We start from the raw sequence: 26,650 nt of genomic DNA, 5'->3' as shown, positions 1-26,650 counted from the left end.
GCCGGGGGTCGGGAAGACGAGGAACCGGGTCATGGTGCCCCACTCGCCCGAGAGCATCCACTGGCTGTCCGGCGTGATCGCGACCCAGGAGTTGTTCAGGGCCTCGCCCGGGCCACACCCGCCTCCCTGATGGCCCGCTGGGCGGACGCGGCCGACGACGCCGACGCGCTCGGCGGCCGGGCGTGGGCCGTGCTGGGCGCCGGCCCGCGCGGCCCGGTGGGCGTGGACCTGGCGACGGAGGGCCCCCACCTGCTGATCGAGGGCCCGACGGGCAGCGGTCGCACGGAACTGCTGCGGGCGGTCGTCGCCTCGCTGGCCGCCGCCGAGCGGCCCGACCGGCTGAGCGTCATCCTCCTGGACGGCCGCGACACCGTCGGCAAGGGCGGCGGCGGACCGGGCGACGGACTGCGGGTCTGTACGGACCTGCCGCACGTCACCACCCACCTCACCGCCAACGACCCCGTCCGTATGCGGGAGTTCGCGCAGTCGCTGAGCGCGGAGCTGAAGCGGCGGGCCGAGTTGCTGGGCCGCTCCGACTTCGCGGAGTGGCACACGCGCCGCGCGGTGTCCGGCCGCATCGTCCCGCAGCGCACCCCTAAGCCGCAGCGTGCCGCGAGCGCGTCGAACGCACCGGCCGCGGGATCGGAAGGCGGCGCCGCCGACCTCGACGCCCCGCCCAGCTCCACCCTGCGGCTGCGTCCGGGGGCGGCGGCACGTCAGGAAGCCGAGGCGACGCCGCCGCTGCCCCGCCTGGTCGTGGTGGTCGACGATCTGGACGCGCTGGTCTCCCCCGCCCTCGGCTCCCCCGGCCGGCCCGCCGCCGGCTCGGTGATGCGCGCGCTGGAGGCGGTGGCCCGCGAGGGCGAGCGGCTCGGCGTGCACCTGGTGGCGGCGACCGGCCCGGGGGGCCGCACGGCGGAGTCGGAGCCGGCCCGTCGCTCCACCGTCCGGATCACGCTCGAACCTCCGGTTTCCGGACCGGACGAACCGGCGCCGGGCCGCGGTCGCCTCAAGGGCGCGGACGGCCGCCTCACCCCGTTCCAGGCCGGCCGCGTCACGGGACGTATACCCCGGACGGCGACCCTCCGCCCCACGGTGGTCCCCCTGGAATGGGCCCGGATGGGCGACCCGCCGACCCGCAGGCCGGTACGGGAGCTCGGCAACGGGCCCACGGACCTGGCCCTGCTGGCCAGCGCCCTGGAACGGGCCGCACGGCACCCGAGCCCGTCCGGCGTCCACTGAGCCCGGCACGCCACGGCACTGATCACGACGCGGTCACGATCCCCCGCTCGACAGGGCGGGCGCTCTTGCCCACCCCCGGCACCCGGCGTAGACCAGTGCCACGGGACAGCGCTCAACGTTCGACGAGGAACGAAGAACGGGGCAGTGATGCGCAGCACGAGCAGCACCATCCGCACACGCAGGACCGTGAAAACGGCCGCCATGCTCCTGGCGGGAGCCCTCGCGCTCTCGCTCACCGCATGCGGCGGCGACGACGACAAGAGCAACGGCACCGACGGCGGCACCGGCACCAAGGACTCCGAAAACACCCTCGCCCTCCCCAAGTTGAACGGCACCACCCTCGAGGTGGCCGCCGTCTGGACCGGCACGGAGCAGGCGAACTTCAAGAAGGTGCTCGCCGAATTCGAGAAGCGCACCGGCGCGAAGATCACCTTCGTGCCCGCGCAGGACCCGATCATCAACTTCCTGGGGTCGAAGATCGCGGGCGGTTCTCCGCCGGACGTGGCCATGCTGCCGCAGCCCGGCGCGATCAAGCAGGCCGCCGACAAGGGCTGGGCCAAACCGCTGGGGGCCGACGCCCAGGCGCAGCTCACCAAGAACTACTCCCAGGGCTGGCAGGACATCGGCAAGGTCGGCGGCAAGCAGTACGGCGTCTATTACAAGGCCGCCAACAAGTCGCTGATCTGGTACAACGCCAAGGTCTTCGAGAACGCGGGCGCCTCCGAGCCCAAGACGTGGAAGGACCTGCTGGCCACCGCGCAGACGGTGTACGACTCCGGCGTCACCCCGTTCTCGGTCGGCGGCGCCGACGGCTGGACGCTCACCGACTGGTTCGAGAACGTCTACCTCTCGCAGGCGGGTCCGGAGAAGTACGACCAGCTGGCCCAGCACAAGATCAAGTGGACGGACCCCTCCGTCAAGGAGGCGCTGACCACCCTCGCCCAGGTCTGGGGCAAGAAGGACTGGATCGCGGGCGGCGCGAGCGGCGCGCTGCAGACCGAGTTCCCCGCCTCGGTGACACAGACGTTCACCGGCGGCGACCAGCCGAAGGCGGCCATGGTCTACGAGGGCGACTTCGTGCAGGTCAACGTCGCCGACACCAAGTCGAAGGTGGGCACGGACGCCAAGGTGTTCCCGTTCCCGACGGTCGGCGGCACCGCGCCGGTGGTCTCGGGCGGCGACGCGGCGGTCATCCTGAAGGACTCCAAGGGAGCCCAGGCGCTGGCGACCTTCCTGGCCTCGCCGGACGCGGCGCAGATCCAGGCAAAGCTCGGCGGCTACCTCTCGCCGAACAAGAACGTCGACGTCTCCGTGTACCCCAACGACGTCCAGCGGACGATCGCCAAGGCGCTGGTCGCGGCGGGCGACGACTTCCGCTTCGACATGTCCGACCAGGCCCCGCAGGCCTTCGGCGGCACGCCCGGCAAGGGCGAGTGGAAGGACCTGCAGGACTTCCTGAAGAACCCGTCGGACGTGGCCGGCATCCAGGCGAAACTGGAGTCGGACGCCGCGGCCGCGTACGGGAACTGACCCGGCATGACGACATCCAAGGCGGCGGGGGCTCCCGGAGCCCCCGCCCCTCCTCGCTCGCGCAGGAGCGTGACCGGAACGCGCAAGGCCGTGGCAGCGCTGTTCCTGCTGCCGGCCCTGGTGCTGCTCGGCGCGCTCGTGGTCTACCCGATCGGGTACTCGGTCGTCCGCAGCTTCTACGACCAGTCCGGCGACGGTTTCGCCGGCATCGACAACTACAAGGCCCTGTTCACGGACGACGGCATCCGCACCGCTCTGAAGAACAACGTGATCTGGGTGGTGTTCGCGCCGACGGTCGCGACCGCGCTCGGTCTGATCTTCGCGGTGCTCACCGAACGGGTGCGCTGGGGCACCGCGTTCAAGCTGGTCGTCTTCATGCCGATGGCGATCTCCATGCTCGCGGCCGGCATCATCTTCCGGCTGGTCTACGACCAGGACCCGGACAAGGGCGTCGCCAACGCGGTCTGGGTGGGCGTGCACGACACGTTCGCCGAGGCGTCCGCGTTCCCCAAGGCGCACCCGGGCCGGAAATCCCCGCTCGAGGCCGACGGGGGCGGCTTCATCACCAAGGAGCCCGTCCGGACCGGCGTCCCGGTGTCGCTGCCCCTGGTCGGCGTCGCCCCCGACCAGATGCCCGGCGACGCGGGGAAGGCCGTGAAGGCGCGGCCCGAACAGGGGGCGGTCACCGGCACGGCCTGGCAGGACTTCACCCGCGGCAAGGGCGTCGGCACCCTCGGCGTGCCCGACCCGACCGAACTGGGCTACGCCGGGATGAAGATCGAGGCGGTGAAGGACGGCAAGGTCGTGGCGTCGACGAAGGCGGCCGACGACGGCACTTTCACGCTCCCCGCCACGGCGGACGGGGCGCAACTGAGGCTGCCCGCGGCCAACTTCAAGGAGGCGTACAACGGGCTGGACTGGCTCGGCCCGTCGCTGGTCACCCCGGCGATCATCGGCTCCTACATCTGGATGTGGGCGGGCTTCGCGATGGTGCTGATCGCGGCCGGTCTGGCGGGCGTTCCCCGGGAACTGCTGGAGGCCGCGCGGGTCGACGGCGCCACCGAGTGGCAGGTGTTCCGCAGGGTCACCGTCCCGCTCCTCGCACCGGTCCTCGCGGTGGTCACCGTCACGCTGATGATCAACGTGCTGAAGGTGTTCGACCTGGTGTTCATCATCGCCCCCGGCTCCTCGCAGGACGACGCCAACGTGCTCGCCCTGGAGCTGTACCGCAAGGGCTTCTCCGAGGACCAGCCGGGCATCGCCAGCGCCATCGCGGTGTTCCTGCTGCTCCTGGTGATCCCGGTGATGTGGTTCAACGTACGCAGGCTGCGGCGGGAGGTGCGGCGGTGACCGGGCGACTCGAATGGGTCATGAACAAGCTCAACGGCGGGCTGGTGCGCGTCTTCCTGATCGTCGTCGGCCTGTTCTGGCTGGTGCCGACCGTCGGGCTGCTCATCTCCTCGCTCCGCGCTCCCGAGGACATGAGCGCGAGCGGCTGGTGGGAGGTGTTCTCCAAGCCCTCCCAACTCACCTTCGACAGCTACCAGAAGCTCCTGGAGAACGGCGACATCACCGGCTCCCTGGTCAACACCGTGCTGATCACGGTGCCGGCGACGGTGCTGGTCGTCGTCATCGGCTCGCTGGCGGGCTACGCGTTCGCGTGGATGGAGTTCCCCGGGCGGGACTGGTGGTTCCTGGGCGTCGTCGGGCTGCTGGTGGTGCCCGTGCAGGTGGCGCTCATTCCGATCGCCGAACTCTTCGGCAAGATCGGCCTGTTCGGGAACATCCTGGGCGTGATCCTGTTCCACGTCGGGTTCGGACTGCCCTTCGCGGTGTTCCTGCTGCGCAACTTCTTCGCCGAGATCCCGCGTGAGCTGCTGGAGGCGGCGCGCCTGGACGGGGCGGGTGAACTGCGGCTGTTCGCACGGGTCGTGATGCCGCTGGGCGGGCCGGCCATCGCGTCCCTGGGCATCTTCCAGTTCCTGTGGGTGTGGAACGACATGCTGGTCGCGCTGGTGTTCACCAACGCCGACAGCCAGCCGATCACCGTCGCCCTGCAGACGCAGGTGAGGCAGTTCGGCAACAACATCGACGTGCTGGCGCCCGGCGCGTTCATCTCGATGGTGATCCCGCTGGCCGTGTTCTTCGCGTTCCAGCGGCAGTTCGTGTCCGGCGTGATGGCGGGCGCCGTCAAGTAGGGGGTGGCGGCCGGGAGAACGGGGGGCGGGCCGGGTCATCGGCCCGCCCCTGTCCGTTCACCCGCAATCCCCCGTATGCCGCAGAAACCGTAACCAAGTCACTCCATCGGCCGTTTCCGGGCAAGGCCCTGTCTACCGCCCGCGCCGACCCATGGATGTCCCTTGCCCAGGTTCAGTGTCATCGTCCCCGCGTACAAGGTTCAGGCGTACCTGCACGAGTGCCTCGAATCGGTGCTGTCCCAGTCGTACGCCGATCTCGAACTGATCGCCGTCGACGACAGGTCGCCGGACGCCTGTGGCGAGATCATCGACGAGTTCGCGGCCCGGGACACGCGGGTGCGGGCCGTGCACCTGCCGGAGAACGTCGGTCTGGGGCAGGCCCGCAACGCCGGTCTGGAGCGGGCCACCGGCGACTACCTGCTGTTCCTCGATTCCGACGACACCCTCACCCCGGACGCGTTGCGCGCGATCGCCGACCGGCTGAAGGCGACGGGCGAGCCGGACGTCCTGGTCTACGACTACGCGAGCACGTACTGGACGGGTGAGGCCGTCCGCAACAGGTTCGCCGAGCAGCTCAGCGAGGAGGGTCCGGCGCCCTTCCGGCTCCAGGACCGTCCGGGACTGCTCAGGGTGCTGATGGTGGCCTGGAACAAGGCCTACCGGCGGGAGTTCGTGGAGAGCACCGGCCTGCGGTTCCCGCCCGGCTACTACGAGGACGCGCCGTGGACGTACCCGGCGCTGATGGCGGCGCGCACGCTGGCGACGCTGGACCGGGTCTGCGTGCACTACCGCCAGCGCCGGCGGGGCAGCATCCTGTCCACCACGAGCCGGGAACACTTCGACGTCTTCGAACAGTACGACCGGGTCTTCGCTTTTGTGGAGAAGCGGCCCGAACTGGCGCGGTGGCGGCCGGTGTTGTTCCGTCGCATGGTCGACCATCTGTCGACGGTGTTCACCAAGCGGGACCGCCTGCCGCGCGGCTCGCGCGCCGAGTTCCTGCGCAAGGCCCGTGCGCACTACCGCCGTTACCGCACCCCGGGTGCCGCGGTCTCGCTGCGCTGCCGGCTGCGTCACACCCTGGTCCACTTCGGCGTGCACCGCACCTACCGGGCGCTGGAGGCGTCCATGACCCTGCGCAGGCGTACCCACAAGGCGGTCTCGAAACTCGCCCGCGCCCTGCGGGCGGCCCTGCTGCAGGCCCACTACCGCATCCAGCTGCGGCTGCCGCTGCGCGCCGACCGTGCCGTGTTCGCCGCGTACTGGGGCCGAGGACACGGCTGCAACCCGGGCGCGCTGGAGGCCGCGTTCCGCGCCCTCGCGCCGCAGGTGCGCACGGCGTGGATCGCCCGCCCCGAGCACCAGGACGCCGTCCCGCCGGGTCCGCGCCGGGTGCGTCCGGGCACGGCCGCCTACTGGACGGCGCTGGCCCGCTCCAAGTACCTGGTGAACAACGTCAACTTCGACCGGCGGCTGGTCAAGCGGCCCGGGCAGGTCTTCGTCCAGACCCAGCACGGCACCCCCCTCAAGCACATGGGCCTCGACCTCCAGGAGCGTCCGGCGGCCGCCCGGGGCATGGACTTCGACGAGCTGCTGAGGGGCGTCGACAAGTGGGACTACGTCCTGTCCGCCAACCGCCACACCACCCTCACCTGGGAGCGCGTCTACCCGGGCGGCTACGAGACGCTCGAGTACGGCTACCCCCGCAACGACGTCTTCCAGCGGGCGACGGCGCAGGACGTGGCCCGGCTGCGCGAGTCCCTCGGCATCCCCCGCGACGCGATCGCCGTCCTGTACGCGCCCACCCACCGCGACTACAGCCGCGCCCAGCGCTGCCCTCTCGACCTGGAGCGCGTCCTGCGCCGGCTGGGCCCGCGCTTCGTGATCCTGGCCCGCGCCCACTACTGGCAGGGCCCGCTCGTCGACCGCCCGGTGCCCGGAATCATCGACGTCAGCGGCCGTCCGAGCGTGGAGGACCTCTGCCTGGCCTCGGACGTCCTGGTCACCGACTACTCGTCCCTGATGTTCGACTACGCCAACCTGGACCGCCCGATCGTGGTGCACGCCGACGACTGGGAGGCGTACGAGGCGGCCCGTGGCACCTACTTCGACCTGCGTTCCTTCCCGCCCGGCGCGGTCGCGCGCAGCGAGGACGAACTGATCGACATCTTCGCCACCGGTCACTGGCGCGGCTCCCGCTCGGCCCAGTTGCGCGCCGCGTTCCGCGAGCGGTTCTGCCCGCACGACGACGGCCGCGCCGCCGAGCGCGTCGTGCGACGGGTGGTGCTGGGCGAGCCGGAGCCGCCCCCGGCGACACCGCTCGCCGAGCGCCGGCCCGCGCCTTCGGCGGCGGCGACGGCAGCGGCCGTCTCACCGTCGGTTTCCGTTCCGGCTCCGGCTCCGGCTCCTGGGGCTTCGCCCGTCGAGACGGCCGCCGGGTCCGCCGTCGGGCCGGGGGAGTCGTCGGGGCGCCCGCCGCTCGCCGTCGTGCCGCAGCCCGCCGGCCCGCGTTCCGTCGTCGACCGCCGCTGATCCGCCGTCCGCCCCACGGGAGTTCGCATGCCCACCGGTTCGTCGCGGCCCACCCCCACCCGGCCGTCCACCTGGCGCCCGACCGGACGCCCGGGCCGCGGTCGTCCGGCCTGAGCACCAGGCACCGCACCGAGAAGACACAGAAAGAGCAGCATGCCCCGCTTCAGCATCATCGTCCCGTCCTACGGGGACGGGGGTCCCCCCGGCCGTGTGGACACGAGAGTGGGGGAGGGCCGGCTGTCCCTGGCGCTGGACTCCGTCCTCGCCCAGTCCTACGACGACTTCGAGGTCATCGCGGTCGCCGACGCGCCCGACTCGGTGGCCGCCGCCGTCGCCGCCCGCCATGCGCGGCGCGACACCCGGGTCACGCCCGTGCGGTCACGGCCGTCGCAGGGCCGCGCCGGAGCGCTCAACGCCGGAATGCGGGCGGCGACCGGGGTGTACCTGCTGTTCCTCGACGGCGACGACACCCTCGCCCCGGGCGCCCTGGCGGCGCTGGACGCCCGCCTCGCCGAGACCGGCGACGTGGACGTCCTGTACGCCGAGCACGAGCGCGTCCCCTGGTGGGAGGGCGAGGCGGCGAACCCGGCGGCGCCGCTGCTGGCGAAGACGCCGACGGACGCCTTCTCACCCGTGGAGGCCCCGCATGTGACCGGGGTGCAGCTGCCGGTGTGGGGCACGCTCTACCGCAGGTCGTTCCTCACCGAGCACGAACTCGTCCTTCCCGACGGTCACTTCACCGACCTCGGCTTCGGCGGTCTGGTCAGCGTGCACGCCGGGCGGATCGCGGTGCTGCGGTCGGTCGTCGTACGGCATCTGCTGCGGCGGCAGGGCGATCCGCTGAACCAGCCGGGCGCGCACCACATGGAGCTGCTGGAGCGGGTCGGGCAGGTGCTGTCGCGGGCGGCCGAGGCCGGGCTGACCGAGGACCGGTCGGGCCCGCTGTTCGAGCAGCTCTTCGCGGTCGTCCTGAAGACCGCGGCGCACCCCACCCGGCTGGCCGGACGCCGCCGGGCCTTCTTCCGGCGCGCGGGCAGGCTGTACCGGCGTCACCGCCCGGCCGGGTTCCGCCGCCCCGCCGGCAGCCTCGGCGTGCAGCACCGGCTGCTGGCGACCGGCGCGTACACGGCGTTCCGGGCGCTGCGCGGCGCCAACCGGAAGGCGGCGGCCGTCGCCCGGCGCGTGCCCCGCGCCCGGACCCTGCGCACCCGTCTGTACTACCGGAGCCAGCTGATCCGTCGCATCGACCCCGATCTGGCCGTGTACTGCGCCTACTGGGGCCGCGGCTACGCCTGCAATCCGGCCGCGATCCACGCCAAGGCGGCCGAACTCGCCCCGCACATCCGCTCGGTGTTCCTCGTCGAGGCCGACCAGGCGCACACCCTGCCGGAGGGCGTCGACCACGCCGTCATCGGCAGCCGCCGCTACTGGCAGCTGCTGGCCCGCGCCAAGTACCTGGTCAACAACGCCAACTTCGAGGGGGCGGTCGTCAAACGCCGCGGCAGCGTGCACCTGTCGACGCAGCACGGCACGCCGCTGAAGAAGATGGGCATCGAGCAGGCCGAGCACCCGGTGGTCGCCGCCGCCACCGGAAGCTTCGACCGGCTGCTCGGCCGGATCGACCGCTGGGACTACAACCTCAGCTCGAACCGGCTGTCCACCGAGGTGTGGGAGCGGTCCTTCCCGTCGTCGTACGAGATGCTCGAGTACGGCTATCCGCGCAACGACGTCTACTACACCGCGTCGGCGGACGACGTGTGCCGGGTGCGCCGCGAGCTCGGCGTGCCCGAGGGCCGTACCGCGCTCCTGTACGCCCCCACCCACCGCGACCACGACGCTGGCTCCGACACCCGCCTCGACCTCGGGGCGCTGTGCGACGCCCTCGGCGACGACTTCGTCGTCCTGCTGCGCGCCCACTACTTCCACGACGACGACCGGGCCCGCGCGCGCGACGGGCGGATCATCGACGTCACCGGGCATCGTTCGTCGGAGGACGTCTGCCTCGCGGCGGACGCCCTCGTCACGGACTACTCGTCGATCGTGTTCGACTACGCCAACCTCGACCGGCCCGTCGTCGTGTACGCCGACGACTGGGACGTGTACCGCGAGACGCGCGGGGTGACGTTCGACTTCCTGGGCTCCCCGCCCGGCCCGGTCGCGCGCACCCCCGGGGAGCTGGCCGAGGTCTTCCGCTCCGGCCGCTGGGCCGGTCCCGAGGCGGACGAGCTGCGCGCCCGATTCCGTGCCCGCTTCTGCGAGTTCGACGACGGCCGCGCCGCCGAGCGCGTCGTGCGCCGGGTGCTGCTCGGGGAGCCGGCCGAGCGCATCGAGCCCGCCGTTCCGCTCCCGCGGCGTACGCCCGCGCCCGCCGCCGTGCCGACCTCCTCGAGGAGCTGACCTTCGTGCCCCGCTTCAGTGTCATCGTCCCCGTCTTCAAGGTGCAGGGATTCCTGCGCCCCTGCCTCGACTCCGTGCTCGGCCAGTCGTTCGACGACATCGAGGTGATCGCCGTCGACGACTGCTCGCCCGACGGCTGCGGAGCGATCCTCGACGAGTACGCGGCGCGCGACCCGCGGCTGAAGGCCGTCCACCTGCCGGAGAACGTCGGCCTGGGCCGTGCCCGCAACGCCGGTCTGCCGCACGCCACCGGCGACTACGTCCTGTTCCTCGACAGTGACGACCGCTACACGCCCGGGCTGCTGCGGGCGGTCGCCGACCGGCTGGACGCGACCCGCGATCCCGACATCCTGGTCTTCGACCACGTCCGCACCCACTGGTGGGGCCGCGCGGGCCGCAGCGACGCGGCGGACCTCCTCGAACAGGCCGGCGACGACACCTTCTCCGTCCGTGAGCACCCCGAGTACCTGCGGCTGTTCCTGGTCGCCTGGAACAAGGCCTACCGGCGGGACTTCTTCGTCGGGCACGGCTTCGCGTACCGGCCGGGGCTGTACGAGGACGCGCCCGTCACCTACCAGACGATGGTCACGGCCGAGCGGATCGCCTGTCTGGACCGGGTGGGCGTCGAATACCGGCAGCGACGGCAGGGCGCGATCACCCGCACCCCCGGACGCAAGCACTTCGACATCTTCGAGCAGTACGAGGGACTGTTCGCGTACCTCGCCGAACGGCCCGGCCTCGACTGGGCGCGGCCGCTGCTGTTCGAACGGGCGCTGGACCACATGCTGTTCACGGTGGCCCGCCCGGAACGGGTGCTGCGCGGCGACCGCAAGGAGTTCCACCGCCGTATCCGGGCCTTCTACCGCCGGCACGTGCCGCCGCGCTTCGTGCCGCCGCCGGACAGCCGGCGCGCGGAGATCCGGCTGCTGACGCTCGCCCCCTACCACCGGGCCCACCTCTGTCTGGGCCTGTGGCGGCGCGGCGCCAACGCGGCGGGACGCAAGGCGGCCCGGCTGCGCGAGCTGCTCGCCCGGCAGGTCAAGCGGTGCTGGTACCGGCTCCAGCTGCGGCGGCGGCTCGACCCGGCGCTCGTCGCCTACTCCGCCGGGCACAGCCGTGCCGTGACCGGCGACCCGCTCGCGATCCACGCCCGTGCCGCCGCACTCGCGCCGCAGATGCGGGGCGTGTGGGTCGTCCAGCCCGACGCGGTGGACCAGGTGCCGCGGGGGACCGACTTCGTGACGACGGGCTCCTGGCGCTACTACCGGGTGATGGCCCGTGCCAAGTACTGGGTCAACGACTGCAACTGGGCCGGCGACCTGGTGAAACGCCCCGGTTCGGTGCACGTCCAGACGCATCGGGGCACGCCGTTGAAGTACATGGCGCTGGACCTCCTCGACCGGCCGGGCGCCCGGCACGGCACGAACGTCCGCGGCATGCTCCGGCGCAGCGACCGCTGGGACGTCAGCCTGGTCGCGAACCGGCACTCCGAGGAGGTCTGGCAGCGGGCCTACCCCTGTCACTTCGCGTCGCTGCGCAGCGGGAGTCCCCGCAACGACGTCCTGGTGCGGGGCGGGGGCGAGCGCGGGGCGGAGCTGCGGGCGCGGCTGGGCATCGGGGCGTCCGAGTCGGTCGTGCTGTACGCGCCGACGCCGCGCGACTACCGCAGGGGCCGGCATGTCTGGCGGGTCGACCTGGAGAATCTGGCCGCCTCGCTCGCTCCCGGGCACCGGCTCCTGGTGCGTCTGCACCCCAGCCTGGCCCGCCATCACGAACGGGCGCTGGTCCTGCGCGACCTGCACCGGCGCGGCGCGCTGACCGACGTCACCGACGAGGGGCACGTGGAGGACGTCCTGCTCGCCGCGGACGCCCTGATCACCGACTACTCGGCGCTGATGTTCGACTACGCGCTCCTGGACCGGCCGATCGTGGTGCACGCCGACGACTGGGCCGCCTACCGTGCGGCGCGGGGCGCCTACTTCGACGTCACGGCCGAGCCGCCGGGGCATGTGACGCGCTCGGACGAGGAGCTGGTGAAGACGTTCGCCTCCGGCGCCTGGCGGGACGCCGAGTCGGCCCGTCTGCGGGCGGCGTTCCGGGAGCGGTTCTGCGAGTACGACGACGGGCGGGCCGCGGAACGCGTCGTCCGGCGCATCCTGCTGGGCGAGGCGTCGGGCGGTGACGACGGCGAGGCGGTCGTCAGGATCCCGGGGGCCGTGGACCGTTCGGCGCGGCTGCCGGAGTACAGCTGACCGGAGGTCAGCGGGAGGCCGGCGCCGGGACGCGCCGGCCCGCGCGCGGAGGCGGGGCCAGGTCCCGCCCCCGCGCGGCGCTCCGGCGCACATGGCTCTCGACCAGGAGCGGGATCCCGCACACGGGCAGCAGCATCGCCATCACCATCAGCCGGGGCCCGACGGACACCTCGGGGTGTCCGGCCTGGTTCGCCAGGCCGGCGAGGGCGACGCCGACGAGCAGACAGGCGAACGGCCGGTGGTGCCGGAAGGCGCCCCACGCTCCGCAGGCGAGCAGCAGCAGCACCAGGGGCTGTGCGAGCGCGTCGCGCAGCCATTCCCGCCAGAAGGCGAGGCTGAGGCGCCAGAATTCGGGCCCCGGGTCGCCGACCGGGCTTCTGGTGTAGTGGACGGAGAGCAGTTCCTGGAGGCTGGCCTGCGTGCTGGGCAGTCCGTAGGCGAGGACGACGAGCTGGATCGCGGCCGCGAGCGCAGCGGTCGTCAGGAGGACCACCCGCTCCGGGCGCACCGGGTCGTCCCCCCGCAGCCGGCGCGCGCACAGGAGCAGCGCGGTCATGACGGCGATCCCGGCGACGGCGAGCAGGGTCTGCGCGTACTTGACGACCGCGGCGCCGGCGAACGCGAGGACGGCGATCGTCGTCCCCGACACGACGCGTCCCCGGAGCACCCGGGCGCAGCCCAGGACGGCGGCGAGGAGCAGGCACAGCAGCAGTCCCTCGCACAGGGGCAGCATGGCCTCCTTCCCCGTCGGCAGCGCGTAGTAGAGCACCTGTCCGGTCAGGGCGAGCGGCACGGACACCCCCAGCGTCCGCAGGACGAGCACGACGAGGCCGCTGGCCGCGACGGTCGCCACGAGCGAGGCCAGCCACAGGCCGACGACCGGCCCGAAGCCGCGGACGAAGGGCACGGTGTACAGCGGATAGCCGGGCCTGGTGGCGAAGATCTCGGACATCCGCGGGTCGCTGAACAGCGCCATGTACCCGGTGACGTCGGTGCGCCCGGCGTTGCGCGTGACGTGCTCCCCCATCGTGCGTCTGCACTCCCGCTCGGCGGTCCGGCCGTCGTCGTGCTCGCGGTAGCGGGCGAGGTCCGCGCTGTCCCGCTGGGCCGACCTGACCCGCACGCTGTCGCAGAAGTAGTCCAGCGCCCGCCGGGAGGCCTCCTCCCGGCCGAGCCCCTGCAGCATGTAGCTGTGCGCGAGGTACTGACGGGTGTCCATGGCCGCGCGGCCCTGCGTCTGGGCCGACTGCGCGCCGGCGAACAGCAGGGCGAACACGAAGAACCAGAAGAGGAGCAGGCGTCGGTCGTTCGGCGGGGACGTCGGTCGACGGAGCCGGTCAGTTCTCCACATGGTCACCTGGCCTATCATGCGTTTCAGCACGATATCGACCGGTATGAACCGCGTCGTGGTCACGAAAGTCGGGATCCACCGTGCGGCCTAGCGGCCGAGAACACGGCCCCGGGAGAGGGGATGCGCGAGGAATGCGCCCCACCGTCCGCGCCCTCTGGCATCCGACGCCGTACCGGTTCCTGGGCGCCCTGCTCTGGCTCGGGATGTCGCTCGCGTACTGGCGCGAGCCGCCGGACCGCGCGGCCGTGGCCGGGCCGGTGGGCCTGCTGGTGCTGATGACCGGGACGGGCCGCTTCACCCGCATGCTGACGGACCGCCCATGGGCGCCCGTCCTCGGCCTGTTCGCCGTGGCGTGGCTGTGGGGCGGCCACCTCACGGGGGTGCCCGCGGGCGGGTGGGCGGCCGGGGCGACGGGGGGCGGCCTCGCTCCTTTGTCCGCGTTCGCCGTCGGACTGTCCTTCTGGGCCTGGGCGGCGACGGGCTCGCGTGCGGGAGCGGTGCGCTGCCGCGTCCGCTACGTCGGTCCCGGCGGCCTCAGGAGCCCGTGGGGGTACGCCTGGCTCGGCACGCTGTACGCCCTGATCGCGCTCGTGGACCCGGTCACGTTCGCCGTGGCCGCGGCCGGGGCGCTGGCCCTGGTCGCGGGATGGGAACGCGAGGGGCGGGCCGTGGCGGGCCGGTGGGCGCTGACGGTCGTGGCGCCGGCGACGGCCCTGTGCTTCCGGCGGTCCGTGGGCCTCCTCGCCCCGGCCGGGGACCCCGGAACGGATTTGGTGCGCGAGCCGCTGCGGCAAGGGGCTCCCTGGCACGTGTGGCTGGTGCTGATCGGCCTGCCCGCGCTGCTGCTGGCGGCCCGGCGCTCGAAACGGGCCCTCGGTCAGCGATGACGCACGAAGCCGGGGGGAGCCGGCCCGCTCCCCCCGGCGATCGCCCGACGACTACTCGATGACGAGCTCGACCGGGATGTTGCCGCGGGTGGCGTTGGAGTAGGGGCAGACCTGGTGGGCCTGCTCGACGAGCTTGCGGCCGGTCGCCTCGTCCACCGTGTCGGGCAGCTCGACGCGCAGGGTCACCTTCAGCGCGAAGCCCTCACCCTGCTGGCCTATGCCGACCTCGGCGGTCACCGCGGCGTCGCTGACGTTCACCTTCGCCTGACGGCCGACGAGGCCCAGGGCGCTGCCGAAACAGGCGGCGTAACCGGCGGCGAACAGCTGCTCCGGGTTGGTGCCCTGCCCGTTGCCGCCCAGCTCAGCGGGCATGGCCAGCGCCAGGTCGATCTTGCCGTCGGAGGAGACGGCGCGGCCCTCACGGCCGTGGGTGGCGGTGGCGACAGCGGTGTAGAGCGCGTCCATGGAAAACCATCCCTCTCAGGTCGTTCCGACGGCCCGGTCCGGCCGCCTCACGGAGATAAGTAGAGCACACAATTAAATTGGGCACAACCAAATGGCGCGTCAGGGTTACCCTGGAGACATGACCGCCCCACTGCCCTTCGTCGGCCAGGAGAACGCCACAGGCGCCACGGACGCCACGAGCCCGACGGTTGCCGCGGACGCCACCGAGAACTGGCTCCGTCTGGACCGGCAGATCTGTTTCTCCCTGCACGCCGCCTCGCGCGCCTTCAACGGCGTCTACCGCGTGATCCTCAAGGACCTCGGGCTGACCTACCCGCAGTACCTGGTGATGCTGGTCCTGTGGGAGCAGGGCCCGCTGCCCGTGAAGCGGCTGGGCGAGCACCTGCGCCTGGACTCCGGCACGCTCTCCCCGCTGCTCAAGCGGCTGGAGACAGCCGGTCTGGTGCGCCGGGAGCGCAGCGCCCGCGACGAGCGATCGGTCGAGGTCCGCCCCACCGAGGCGGGCGCGGACCTGCGCGAGCGGGCCCTCGAGGTGCCCCGCAGGATCGTCGCCGCCACCGGCTTCGAACTCGCCGAGATCGGCGCGCTGCGCGAGCGTCTGGACGAGCTCACCTCGGCGCTGGACGCGGCGACGGCGCAGGAGGAGCCAGGGAGGCCGTAGCAGGACGGCGGACGTAGAGACGGAGGGTCACCCCGTCGCGTTCACCTTCCCAGCGGGGGACGAACCGTTCCTCCACCTCCACGAGCTTGAGGCGCTCGGTGGGCTCGCCGGGAAACCAGCGGGAACGCAGGGCGTACGGCTCGGCGAAGACCCAGAGCCGGTTCACCGAGGCGAGCCTGCGCCGCAGCTCCCGGGGACCGACCTCACGCCCGTACAGCGTGCCCGACTCGGGGCCGGGCGCCTTCAGCGCGAGGTCACGCACCCCCCGGAAGCCCTTCGGGTACGCCAGCGCCGTCCGCCGCCCGAGGGAGGGCAGGAACAACACCGGGTCACCGGGGCGGACTTCACGGGTGGCCAGGGCGGAGACGGCGGCGAGGTCGTCCGGCCGGTGGGCCAGGGTGCGGTACTCGCGGTGCAGCGGGAGCAGATGGAGGAAGACCAGGGCGACGGCCGACACGCCCGCCGCGGTGACCGCCCAGGACCGCGACCGGCGACCGGCCAGTTCGGCCAGCCGGTCGGCGCCGGCCGCGATCAACAGCGGCGCCCCCGCCAGGGCGTAGAGCACATAGCGGTCATGGTAAAGCGGCTTGACCTGCGAGAGCAGCATCAGGAAGACCGGCGGGACGATCATCAGCGGCGCCGCGAAGGCCGCCACACGCCCCGCTGAGATGCCCACGGCCATCAGGGCCAGGCAGCCCCAGAACACCGCTCCGCGCGGCCCCGCGGCGAAGCTGCGCAGCAGCCTTTCCGCGCTCCCCCAGTGCGGCACGGGCAGCCACTCCACCTGCTGGGACTGTCCGCGCGAGACCAGCACCAGCGGCAGCAGGACGACGACCGTGGCACCGGCCGCCCGCCCCCAGGACCCCCACACCCGCCGGGGCGCACGCAGCAGCGCGAGGGTGAGCGCGTGCGCGCACAGCACGAACACCGCCAGCTCGTGCAGCACACAGGTCACGGCGACGACACCCCCGTAAGCCCACCAGGTGCGCCCCGACGGCCCCCGCAGCCCCTCGTCCAGCGCCCGCGCCAGCAGGAGCGTCGCACCCGCCGCGCCCGCCGCGACGAGCGCGTAGGAGCGCCCCTCCTGCGCGTAGTGGCCGGCCAGCGGGGTCACCGCGTACAGCAGTCCGGCCCACAGGCCGACCCGGGGGCGGGCCAGCCGCGCCCCGAGGGCCGCGACCAGAGCGGCGGCGGCGGCGGCCCCGCAGACCGAGGGCAGGCGCAGGACGACCTCGCCCGGGTGGACCGCGAGGACGACGTGCATGAAGAGGTAGTAGAGGCCGTGCACCGCGTCCACCCCGTGCAGCAGCCGCCAGATCTGCGGGACCGTACGCCGTGCGACCTGGAAGGTGACGGCCTCGTCACGCCATATGCCGCCCCGGTCGAGGCCCCACAACCCGACGGCGGACATCACGGCCGCGGGGACGGCGACGGCCAGGACTTCGGTACGGGCTGTCTTCTGCGAGCGTCCACACACCACGACGCCGATTCTGCTGGGCAGAGCCCCCCATCACGGCGATTGACGGCGCATTAGGTATGTAATGGAGCAAAATAGACATTCATCATGCTTACCATCCGCGTTGATGGACACCGCGAAGCAACGTCGTCTCCTGACTCTCGCGCTCACGTGGCTCGCCACCCGCGCCCTCATGCTGTGGCTGCTCGCCCACAGCGCCTCGCCGCTGCTGGGCGGAGGACGGGTGGCCCGCGAGGTGTGGGGCCTGTACCACCACTGGTACGGCGTCCTCGTCCACGGCGGCCTTCCTGCGCACGACCCGCTGTGGCAGTACCCGCCGGGGGCCGGCGCGGTCCTGCTGTCGCCCGCGCTGCTGCCGGGCCTGACGTACTTCCAGGCGTTCGTCGCCCTCACCCTCGCCGCCGACGCCGTGACCGTGCTGGCGCTGGTCGGCGCGGGCGCCCGCCCCGGCCGCTCCCTGCTCGGGGCCGCCCTGTGGACGGGCGGACTTCCCCTGCTGCTGCACATCCCCCTCGTACGCTACGACGTGCAGGTCACGGCCCTCGCCGTCGTCTCCCTGGTGACGCTGTCGCGCTTCCCGCGCGCGGGCGGCACGTTCGCGGCCCTGGGAGCACTGGTGAAGGTATGGCCGGCGCTGGTGCTGCTGGGGACGCCGAGGGGGCGGGAGAGCGCGCCGGCATGGCGGTCGGCGGCGGTGACGGGCGCCTCCTCGCTGGCGCTTCTCGCCCTGGCGTTCCGCGACCCCCTCTCCTTTCTGCTCCAACAGGGCGCGCGGGGCGTGCAGATCGAGTCCCTGGGCGGCACGGCGCTCTCGCTCGCCTCGCACGCCGGGTGGCCGGGCGTGGCCCGCTACCGGTACGGCGCGATGGAGTTCGTGGGCCCCTACGTCTCCTCCGTCACCCACGCCTCGCTGGCGCTCACGGCCGTGGCCTTCGGCCTTCTGGTCCTGTGGCGGGTCCGGGCCCGCCGACGGACCCAGGCCACCCCGTACGACGCGGCCCTGAGCGCCGTCCTGCTCTTCACCGTCACCAGCAGGGTGATCAGCCCGCAGTACATGATCTGGCTGCTCGGCCTGGCCGCCGTCTGCCTGACCTCACGGCACACCACCCAGCGCCCGGTGGCCGTACTCCTGCTGGCGGCGACCGCGGTCAGCACGGTGATCTACCCGCTGCACTACTGGGAGGTCATCAGCTGCTCCTGGACCGGCACGACGCTGATGGTCGTGCGCAACGGCCTGCTGGCCTGGGCCGCCGGGCTGTCCTACCTGCGGCTGTGGCGCTCCGGGACGCCCCTGGTCGGCCCCGGCGCGAGGAGCTGCCCCCAGGCCCGGCACACGAGCCGGACCCCCGCTTCACTGTGAGACGCGCGCACGGTCCGGCCGACGGCCGCAGTCGCGGTTCCTGAAGCCACGGGGCGACCCGGTCCACGCGGCGTGCGGCCGGACGGCACGGACGTTGCGAACGGCACGGCCAGGAGCATGGCGTTCGGCGCCTCGCGCCCGGGGCGGCGGCTCCGGCCACGGCGGCCCGTGGGTCCGTCCGCCTACAGCGCCTTGATCGCCGCCGTGGTCGCCCGGGCCAGCGCGCCCAGATACCCCTTGGGCAGCTTCGGGCTGCGGATCACGACCGAACGCCAGTACAGCGGACCGGAGATGAGGTCGAGCGCCAGCTCCTCGTTCAGTCCGGCACGGATCTCGCCGCGCCGCTCGGCCGCCGCCACGATCTTCAGGGCGACCTCCTCCTGCCCCTCCTTCAGCGCCTTCTGCAACGCGTCGGCGATGTCGGGGTTGCGGGCCGCCTCGGCCTGGAGGTCGGGGATGATCTGCGAGGCCACCGGGTGGCGCAGCGCCCGTGAGGTCACCTCGTACAGCATGCGCAGATCGCCCTCCAGACTGCCCGTCTCCGGGGCGGGCAGGCCCTGCACGGCGATCACCGAGACGATGTCGAGGACCAGGTGCAGCTTGGAGCGCCAGCGCCGGTACACCGCGGTCTTGCCGACACCGGCGCGGCGGGCGATGCCCTCGATGGACATCCGCGCATAACCGACGGTCGCGAGCTCCTCGAACACGGCGGCCCGGATGGCTTCCGTCACATCCTCACGCAGCACGGCCGCGCCGGCGGGGGCCCTGCGACGCGGGCGCACCTGGGGTCCGTCGGTGTTCGTCGCGTCAGTCGTCATGCGAACCAGCATAGGGCGTTACGACGAAACGGTTGCGTCCCGACGTCAATTCGGCCTACTCTCACGTTGCGACGATACGGACCCGTCCCGACGTGAGAAAACGTGAAGAGATGCGTGAGAAAATGTCGGACGACTTCGGAACCACCGCACGCACCCCCCTCCCCCGAGTGAAAGCAGCGGATGTGAGTCAGGTCCTCCACACACCGCCCAAGACACCGGCCCACGGCCACGGCGACCTCGCGGCCCTCGCCGAGAGGTACGGCCTCGCGGTCAGCGGCGCCCGTCCTCCCCTGCCGGAGTACATCCGCCAGCTCTGGGCGCGCCGCCACTTCATCACCGCGTTCGCCACCGCCAAGCTCACCGCCCAGTACAGCCAGGCGAAGCTCGGGCAGGTCTGGCAGGTGATGACCCCCCTGCTGAACGCGGCGGTGTACTACTTCATCTTCGGCGTCCTGCTGGAGACCAAGAAGGGCGTGGCGGACTTCATCCCCTTCCTGGTCACGGGCGTGTTCGTCTGGACGTTCACGCAGAGCTCGATCATGGCGGGCACCCGGGCCATCTCCGGCAGCATCGGCCTGGTGCGGGCGCTGCACTTCCCCCGGGCCACGCTGCCGATCTCGTTCTGTCTGCAGCAGCTCCAGCAGTTGCTGTTCTCCATGGCCGCCCTGCTGATCATCCTGTTCGCGGTGGGCGTGCCGCCGGCCCCCTCCTGGATCCTCGTCCTGCCGGCCCTGACGCTGCAGTTCGTCTTCAACGCGGGCGTCTCGATGATCCTGGCCCGGCTCGGCGCGAGCACGCCGGACATCGCCCAGCTGATGCCGTTCATCCTGCGCACCTGGATGTACATCTCGGGCGTCATGTGGAGCATCGACAACCTCATCTCCAAGCACCACGGCATGCCGTCCTGGGTCGCCGACGCCCTGCGGGCCAACCCCGCGGCCGTCTACATCGACCTGATGCGCTTCGCCCTCATCGACACCTTCCACGCCAGTCAGCTGCCGCCCCACGTGTGGCTGGTCGCGACCGGCTGGGCCGTGGTCGCAGGCGTCGGCGGCTTCATCTACTTCTGGAAGGCTGAGGAGACGTACGGCCGTGGCTGAGGACAACGCAACGCACACCGCGCTCACCGAGCCCGTCGACGAGCGGGCTCCCACCGTCATCGTCGACGGCGTCGACATCGTCTACCGGATCAACGGCACCGGCAGCGGCCGGGGCAGCGCCACCGCCGCCCTCAACCGCATCCTGCGCCCCAAGCAGGCCGAGAAGGCCTCGGGCATGCGCACGGTGCACGCCGTCAAGAACGTCAGCTTCGTCGCCTACAAGGGCGAAGCGGTCGGCCTCATCGGCACCAACGGCTCCGGCAAGTCGACCCTGCTCAAGGGCATCGCGGGCCTGCAGCCCGTGGAGAACGGCAAGATCTACACCGACGGCCAGCCCTCGCTCCTCGGCGTCAACGCGGCGCTCATGGGCGACCTGACCGGCGAACGCAACGTCTACCTCGGCGGCCTGGCCATGGGCATGACGCCCGCGGAGATCAAGGCGCGCTACCAGGAGATCGTCGACTTCTCCGGCATCAACGAGAAGGGCGACTTCATCTCCCTGCCCATGCGCACCTACTCCTCCGGCATGGGCTCCCGGCTGCGCTTCTCCATCGCCGCCGCCAAGGACCACGACGTGCTGCTCATCGACGAGGCCCTGTCCACCGGTGACGCGCGGTTCCAGGCGCGCTCGGCGGAGCGCATCCAGGAGATGCGCCAGCACGCCGGCACCGTCTTCCTGGTCAGCCACAGCAACGCCGCGATCCGCGACACCTGCGACCGCGTGCTGTGGCTGGAGCGCGGCGAACTGCGCATGGACGGCCCCACGGAAGAGGTCCTCGAAGCCTACGAGGAGTTCACCAGCGGCAAGAAGAAGGCGAAGTAGCCGCAACGCGCAACGGGCGGCCCGAGGCCGGGCCCGCCGTGCCGTAGCCGAAGAGCAGGCGGCGCAGGCGCGGCAGCCCGCCCCGACCCCGAGCACATGCCACACCGTGCACAGCCGAGAAGGGCGCCCCCCGATTCCCGGGGGGCGCCCTTCTCGTGTGGTGCCTTCTGCCTTCTGCCTTAGCTACCGCTCAGATCGACAGGGACTCGGGCCGGCGGACGGCATGTACCGCTACGACGCCTACGAGTGCGTCCGCAGGAGTGTGCGCATGGTCCGCATGGCCACCGACAGGTTGGCCAGGTCGAACGTCTCCGACGTCTGGATCTCCTCCAGCGTGGTGCGCGCCCGGCCCAGGATCGCCGCGTTCTTCTCCTCCCACGCCTTGAAGCGCTGCTCGGGTGTCGAAGTACCGTTGCCGACCGCCAGGACGTCGGCCGTCAGCGCCGCGTGCGCCGCGTACAGGTCCTCGCGGATGGACGCGCGGGCCATGGACTGCCAGCGGTCGGCGCGCGGCAGCTCGATGATGCGGTCCATCAGCTGGGTGATGCGCAGCCGGTCGGCGAGGTCGTAGTAGACCTCGGCGACGTCCAGCGGGTCCTTGCCCATGCGGTCGGCCACCGAGACGATGTCCAGCGCCGGGAACGCCGAGGAGAACCCGGCCACCCGGGTCGCCAGCTCGTCCGGGACGCCCGCGGCGGTCAGCTCGTCGTAGATGCGCTGCCACCACTCCAGGTCCGCGCCCCGCATCAGCTTCGTCAGCTGCGACCACACCAGCTCGACGCGCTCGGCGAAGAACCCGACCGTCTCCGCGAGCTGCAGCGGCTGCGGCCGGTTGTTCAGCAGCCAGCGCGTCCCGCGCTCGACGAGCCGCCGCGAGTGCAGCCGGATCCGGGTCTGCACATCGGCCTCGACCTGGTTGTCGAGGGCCTCCACCGCGTCCCACACCGGCGCCGCGCGGAAGATCGCCCGGGCCGCGGTCTGCGCCCGCACGATCTCCTCGAGCGAGGCGCCCGTCTCCTCGCGCAGCCGGTGCAGATACGTCGTACCGCCCGTGTTGACCGTGTCGTTGACCAGGACGGTCGTGGTGATCTCCCGGCGCAGCGGGTGGCTGTCGATGGCCTCGGGGAACCGCTCGCGCAGCGCCGTCGGAAAGTACGTGTGCAGCAGGCCGCGCAGGTAGTCGTCGTCGGGCAGCGAGGTGTGCAACAGCTCGTCCGACACCGTGATCTTGGTGTACGCCAGCAGGACGGCCGTCTCCGGACCGGTCAGGCCCTGGCCGGCGCTCAGCCGCTCACGGATCTGCCGGTCGGTGGGCAGGAACTCCAGGGCGCGGTCCAGGTGCCCCTCGCGGACCAGGTGGCGCATGAAGCGCTGCTGGGCGTGGAGCATGTCCTTGGACTGGGCGAGGGCGTTGGCGATCGCGGTGTTCTGCGCGTAGTTGTTGCGCAGGACGAGCGCGCCTACCTCGTCGGTCATCTCCGCGAGCAGCTTGTTGCGCTGCTTGACGGTCATGTCGCCCTCGGTCACCAGACCGTTGAGCAGGATCTTGATGTTCACCTCGTGGTCGGAGGTGTCCACGCCCGCACTGTTGTCGATGGCGTCGGTGTTGATCCTGCCGCCGAGCCGGGCGAACTCGATGCGGCCGAGCTGGGTCAGGCCCAGGTTGCCGCCCTCGCCGACGACCTTGACGCGCAGATCGGCGCCGTCCACCCGGATCGGGTCGTTGGCCTTGTCGCCGACGTCCGCGTTCGACTCCGTGGAGGACTTCACGTACGTGCCGATGCCGCCGTTCCACAGCAGGTCCACCGGCGCCCGCAGGATCGCCTTCATCAGGTCGGCCGGGGTGAGCTTGGCGACGCCCGCCTCGATGCCGAGGGCCGCGCGGACGTGCGCGTTGACGGGGATCGCCTTGGCGGTGCGGGGGAAGATCCCGCCGCCGGACGACAGCAGCGAGGTGTCGTAGTCGGCCCAGCTGGAACGGGGCAGCTCGAACAGCCGGCGGCGCTCGGCGTAGGAGGTCGCCGCGTCGGGCTCGGGGTCGATGAAGATGTGCCGGTGGTCGAAGGCGGCGACGAGCCGGATGTGCTCGCTGAGCAGCATGCCGTTGCCGAACACGTCACCGGACATGTCGCCGATGCCGACGACCGTGAAGTCCTCGGTCTGCGTGTTCACGCCCAGTTCCTTGAAGTGGCGCTTCACCGACTCCCAGGCGCCGCGGGCGGTGATCCCCATGCCCTTGTGGTCGTAGCCGGCCGAGCCGCCGGAGGCGAAGGCGTCCCCGAGCCAGAAGTCGTAGGACTGGGCGACCTCGTTGGCGATGTCGGAGAACGTCGCGGTGCCCTTGTCGGCGGCGACCACCAGGTAGGTGTCGTCCTCGTCGTGCCGCACGACGTCGGCCGGCGGCACGACCTCGCCGCCGATCATGTTGTCGGTGATGTCGAGCAGCGCCGAGATGAACGTCTTGTAGCTGGCGATGCCCTCGGCGAGCCACGCGTCGCGGTCCACCGCCGGGTCGGGCAGCTGCTTGGCGACGAAGCCGCCCTTGGCGCCGACCGGCACGATGACGGTGTTCTTCACCATCTGCGCCTTGACCAGGCCGAGGACCTCCGTACGGAAGTCCTCACGCCGGTCGGACCAGCGCAGACCGCCGCGCGCGACCTTCCCGAAGCGCAGGTGCACGCCCTCCACCTGCGGCGAGTACACCCAGATCTCGAACGCCGGCCGGGGCGCCGGCAGGTCCGGGATGGCCTGCGGGTCGAACTTCATCGACACGTAGTCGTGCGGCCGGCCGTCCGCGCGCCGCTGGAAGAAGTTCGTGCGCAGGGTCGCCTTGATGACCGTCAGGAACGAGCGCAGGATCCGGTCCTCGTCGAGCGAGGCGACCTGGTCGAGCGCCGCTTCGAGCTCCTCCAGGAGGGCGTCGACGATCTCGAGCCCGGCGCGCTGCCGGTCGGGCGACATCCGCGCCTCGAACAACGACACGAGCAGCCGCGTGGTGTGGACGTTCGTGCGGAGGGTGTCCTCCATGTAGTCCTGGCTGAAGGTGGAACCGGCCTGCCGCAGGTACTTGGCGTACGCGCGCAGCACCGTCGCCTGCCGCCAGTCCAGCCCGGCGCCGAGCACCAGCGCGTTGAACCCGTCGTTCTCCGCCTTGCCGGTCCAGGTCGCGGAGAACGCCTCCTGGAACCGCTCACGCCCGTCGTCGCCGAGGAAGTCGCCGCCGGGGCCGGCCAGCGCCTTGGGGATGCGCAGGCCGAAGTCGTAGATCCAGGCGTGGGTGCGGTCGGAGCAGCGCAGCTCGTAGGGCCGCTCGTCGATCACCTCGACGCCGAGCCGGTTCAGCACCGGCAGCACCGCGGACAGGGAGATCGCGTCGCCCTTGCGGTAGATCTTGAAGCGGCGCTCGTCGGGAGCCGCGCCCACCGGCTCGTACAGGCTGAGCGAGAAGCTCTGCTCCTCGCCGAGCCGCTCCAGGTGGACCAGGTCGGAGACCGCGGCACGCGGGGTGTGGTCGGCCTTGTAGCCCTCGGGGAAGGCGCCGCCGTAGCGACGCGAGAGCTCCGCCGCCCGCTCCTCGCCGAGTTCGGCGTTGAGCGCCTCGGAGAACGCGTCCGCCCAGGACCGCGCCGCCTCCACCAGTCGCGCCTCGATGCGCTCCTTGTCGGCGTCGGACAGCTCCGGCAGCTCGGTGCCCTGCGGGACGCGGACCACGAAGTGCAGCCGCGACAGGATGGACTCGGTGTTCCACGCGGTGAAGTCGACGCTCGTCCCGCCGAGCTCCTCCTTGAGGATGTCGATGATCCGCAGCCGCACGCCTGTCGTGTAGCGGTCGCGGGGCAGGTAGACGAGCGCGGAGTAGTAGCGCCCGTACTCGTCCTGGCGCAGATAGAGCCGCAGCCGCCGCCGCTCCTGCAGGTACAGCACGCTGGTGACGATGGCGCGCAGTTCGTCCACCGGCGTCTGGAAGAGCTCGTCGCGCGGATAGGTCTCCATGATCTGGAGCAGGTCGCGCCCGTCGTGGCTGTTGGGAGAGAACCCGGCGCCCTTCAGCACGGCCTGGACCTTGCGCCGCACCACCGGCACGCGCGACACGGACTCGGTGTAGGCGGCGGAGGAGAAGAGCCCCAGGAACCGCCGCTCGCCGACGACGTTCCCGTCGGCGTCGAACTTCTTGACCCCGACGTAGTCGAGGTAGGACGGCCGGTGCACGGTGGCCCGGCTGTTCGCCTTGGTCAGCACCAGCAGCTTGTGCTCACGCGCCTTGGCGCGGGCGTCCGCCGGAAGCCGCTCGAAGGAGGGGCTGACGGGGTGGGCGTCGCCGTCGGCGTGATGCGGGTCGGAACGCAGGATGCCGAGCCCGGTCCCCGGGACGGCGGCGAGGGAGTCGTCCCCGCGCAGCTGGTACTCGCGGTAGCCGAGGAAGGTGAAGTGGTCGGCGGCCAGCCAGCGCAGCAGCTCGCGGGCCTCGTCGACGTCGGGCCGCTCCAGATCGCCGGGCACGGGCTCCGCCGGGAGCTCGTCGGCGACCCGCAGCGCGGTGTCCCGCATCTTCTCCCAGTCCTCGACGGCCTCCCGGACGTCGGACAGGACGCGCAGCAGGTCGGCGGTGATCTGCTTCAGGTCGGCCCGGTCGGTCTCCCGGTCGATCTCGACGTGGATCCAGGACTCGACGTGCCCGTCGTGCGGCAGGTCCCCGGCCACGGGCGGGACGCTGAGCACCTCGATCAGCCTGCCGGCCACATCGCGCCGCACGACGACCTGCGGATGGATGACGACGTGGATGCCCCGGCCCTGACGGGTCAGCTCGTTGGTGACCGAGTCGACGAGGAACGGCATGTCGTCGGTGACCACCTCGACGACGGAGTGGCTGCACGTCCACCCGTTCTCCTCGACGGTGGGCGTGTGGACCCGCACGTTGGCGGTGCCCTGCGGACGGCTCTCGGCCAGCCGGTAGTGCGACAGCGCGGCTCCGAAGACGTCGACCGGGTCGCGGCCGCTCAGGTCCTCCGGCGCGGTGTGCAGGTAGTAGCGATGGAGGAACGCGAGGAGGGCGGCGTGGTCCGGGGTCCCCGGAGTGCCCTCGCCCGTCGTCCCAGTCGGTAGGTGCCCCCCGACCGGGCTGTTCTCAGCGACCCGCGCCGCCCTCTCGAGCAGCTCGGCCTTGGCTTCGTCCAGCTTGGTCTGCATTGTCCTCTGACTCCTGTCGCGCGCCGTTGCGTGACGTAGAAGGAAGTACGGGCTCTTCCCCTGCGACTCGACGCCACGGCCCGGGATCTCCGGACTGCTCCGACGCTATGCCGCAAGGTGAGACGAGCGGGGGGTTATCAGCCATTCTCGGCACCACTCCGGGGTGTGACGCTGCTCTCCGCGTCGCCTGCGTCCCGGGTGTGCACGCCGCTCCGGGGTCCCTTGCGACCCCGTCCCGCCCGCGCCGATCAGCGACCGCCGCCCGGTAGCGGAGATGGTCCGCACACGCCGGGCGCAAGGCGGGGGCGGCAGTGCCCCCGCGAGCTATCGCGCTGATCACGCCACAAGGCTATCGCTCCCCACCGGGCCGCCG

Annotated in this window: 17 protein-coding genes; 12 read left to right on the top strand and 5 right to left on the bottom strand. The window is 71.9% G+C overall.

Annotation, left to right across the window (positions count from 1 at the left end):
* The 7 genes from BG482_RS35050 to BG482_RS35020 form a co-directional block, all read left to right on the top strand.
* The coding region (locus tag BG482_RS35050; protein WP_256096576.1) for an FtsK/SpoIIIE domain-containing protein at positions 1–1,242 on the top strand (1,242 nt) is incomplete at its 5' end.
* A 147-nt stretch (positions 1,243–1,389) separates the two neighbouring features.
* Complete coding sequence (locus BG482_RS35045) at positions 1,390–2,772, top strand: ABC transporter substrate-binding protein (protein ID WP_069773255.1); 1,383 nt, start codon at positions 1,390–1,392, stop codon at positions 2,770–2,772.
* 69 nt (positions 2,773–2,841) lie between these two features.
* On the top strand, positions 2,842–4,122 hold the full coding sequence (locus BG482_RS35040; RefSeq protein WP_069773254.1) for a carbohydrate ABC transporter permease: 1,281 nt from the start codon (positions 2,842–2,844) through the stop codon (positions 4,120–4,122).
* Positions 4,123–4,142: 20 nt separating this feature from the next.
* Positions 4,143–4,970: a carbohydrate ABC transporter permease gene (locus BG482_RS35035; RefSeq protein ID WP_256096578.1), complete on the top strand. Its 828-nt coding sequence runs from the start codon at positions 4,143–4,145 to the stop codon at positions 4,968–4,970.
* A gap of 162 nt (positions 4,971–5,132) precedes the next feature.
* Positions 5,133–7,499, top strand: coding sequence for a bifunctional glycosyltransferase family 2 protein/CDP-glycerol:glycerophosphate glycerophosphotransferase (locus BG482_RS35030; protein ID WP_079142531.1), 2,367 nt, complete (start codon positions 5,133–5,135; stop codon positions 7,497–7,499).
* Positions 7,500–7,652: 153 nt separating this feature from the next.
* Entirely contained in the window at positions 7,653–9,896 is a 2,244-nt protein-coding gene (locus tag BG482_RS35025) for a bifunctional glycosyltransferase family 2 protein/CDP-glycerol:glycerophosphate glycerophosphotransferase (RefSeq protein ID WP_069773252.1), read from the top strand.
* 5 nt (positions 9,897–9,901) lie between these two features.
* Positions 9,902–12,148 carry a bifunctional glycosyltransferase family 2 protein/CDP-glycerol:glycerophosphate glycerophosphotransferase gene (locus tag BG482_RS35020; protein ID WP_069773251.1) on the top strand — a complete coding sequence of 749 codons (2,247 nt, stop codon included), beginning with the start codon at positions 9,902–9,904 and terminating at the stop codon, positions 12,146–12,148.
* Positions 12,149–12,155: 7 nt separating this feature from the next.
* Here the strand turns inward: BG482_RS35020 and BG482_RS35015 are convergent, their stop codons facing one another.
* Positions 12,156–13,505, bottom strand: coding sequence for a hypothetical protein (locus tag BG482_RS35015; protein WP_141746692.1), 1,350 nt, complete (start codon positions 13,503–13,505; stop codon positions 12,156–12,158).
* 125 nt (positions 13,506–13,630) lie between these two features.
* Here BG482_RS35015 and BG482_RS45840 point away from each other — a divergent pair, with 125 nt between their 5' ends.
* Positions 13,631–14,386, top strand: coding sequence for a hypothetical protein (locus BG482_RS45840; protein WP_069773250.1), 756 nt, complete (start codon positions 13,631–13,633; stop codon positions 14,384–14,386).
* A 51-nt stretch (positions 14,387–14,437) separates the two neighbouring features.
* Here the strand turns inward: BG482_RS45840 and BG482_RS35005 are convergent, their stop codons facing one another.
* On the bottom strand, positions 14,438–14,851 hold the full coding sequence (locus tag BG482_RS35005; RefSeq protein WP_069773249.1) for an organic hydroperoxide resistance protein: 414 nt from the start codon (positions 14,849–14,851) through the stop codon (positions 14,438–14,440).
* A gap of 91 nt (positions 14,852–14,942) precedes the next feature.
* Between BG482_RS35005 and BG482_RS35000 the strand changes: the two genes are divergently transcribed.
* Entirely contained in the window at positions 14,943–15,512 is a 570-nt protein-coding gene (locus tag BG482_RS35000; protein WP_107450859.1) for a MarR family transcriptional regulator, read from the top strand.
* Here BG482_RS35000 and BG482_RS34995 read toward each other — a convergent pair.
* Positions 15,460–16,992, bottom strand: coding sequence for a hypothetical protein (locus tag BG482_RS34995; protein ID WP_370745939.1), 1,533 nt, complete (start codon positions 16,990–16,992; stop codon positions 15,460–15,462). The genes BG482_RS35000 and BG482_RS34995 overlap by 53 nt on opposite strands.
* A 103-nt stretch (positions 16,993–17,095) precedes the next feature.
* Between BG482_RS34995 and BG482_RS34990 the strand changes: the two genes are divergently transcribed.
* Positions 17,096–18,349, top strand: coding sequence for a glycosyltransferase family 87 protein (locus BG482_RS34990; protein ID WP_069773258.1), 1,254 nt, complete (start codon positions 17,096–17,098; stop codon positions 18,347–18,349).
* Positions 18,350–18,531: 182 nt separating this feature from the next.
* On the opposite strand, the gene BG482_RS34985 is transcribed toward BG482_RS34990, so the two are convergent.
* On the bottom strand, positions 18,532–19,179 hold the full coding sequence (locus tag BG482_RS34985; protein ID WP_069773247.1) for a TetR/AcrR family transcriptional regulator: 648 nt from the start codon (positions 19,177–19,179) through the stop codon (positions 18,532–18,534).
* 170 nt (positions 19,180–19,349) lie between these two features.
* On the opposite strand from BG482_RS34985, the gene BG482_RS34980 reads away from it, so the two are divergent.
* Entirely contained in the window at positions 19,350–20,267 is a 918-nt protein-coding gene (locus tag BG482_RS34980; RefSeq protein WP_069773246.1) for an ABC transporter permease, read from the top strand.
* Positions 20,260–21,090: an ABC transporter ATP-binding protein gene (locus BG482_RS34975; RefSeq protein ID WP_069773245.1), complete on the top strand. Its 831-nt coding sequence runs from the start codon at positions 20,260–20,262 to the stop codon at positions 21,088–21,090. Before BG482_RS34980 ends, BG482_RS34975 begins: the two co-directional genes overlap by 8 nt.
* Before the next feature lie 240 nt (positions 21,091–21,330).
* Here the strand turns inward: BG482_RS34975 and BG482_RS34970 are convergent, their stop codons facing one another.
* On the bottom strand, positions 21,331–26,277 hold the full coding sequence (locus BG482_RS34970) for an NAD-glutamate dehydrogenase (RefSeq protein WP_069773244.1): 4,947 nt from the start codon (positions 26,275–26,277) through the stop codon (positions 21,331–21,333).
* Positions 26,278–26,650 lie beyond the last annotated feature (373 nt).

The organism is Streptomyces sp. LUP30, assembly GCF_001746365.1.
Classification (GTDB): Bacteria; Actinomycetota; Actinomycetes; order Streptomycetales; family Streptomycetaceae; genus Streptomyces.
This window is presented reverse-complemented; position numbering and strand designations above follow the sequence as displayed.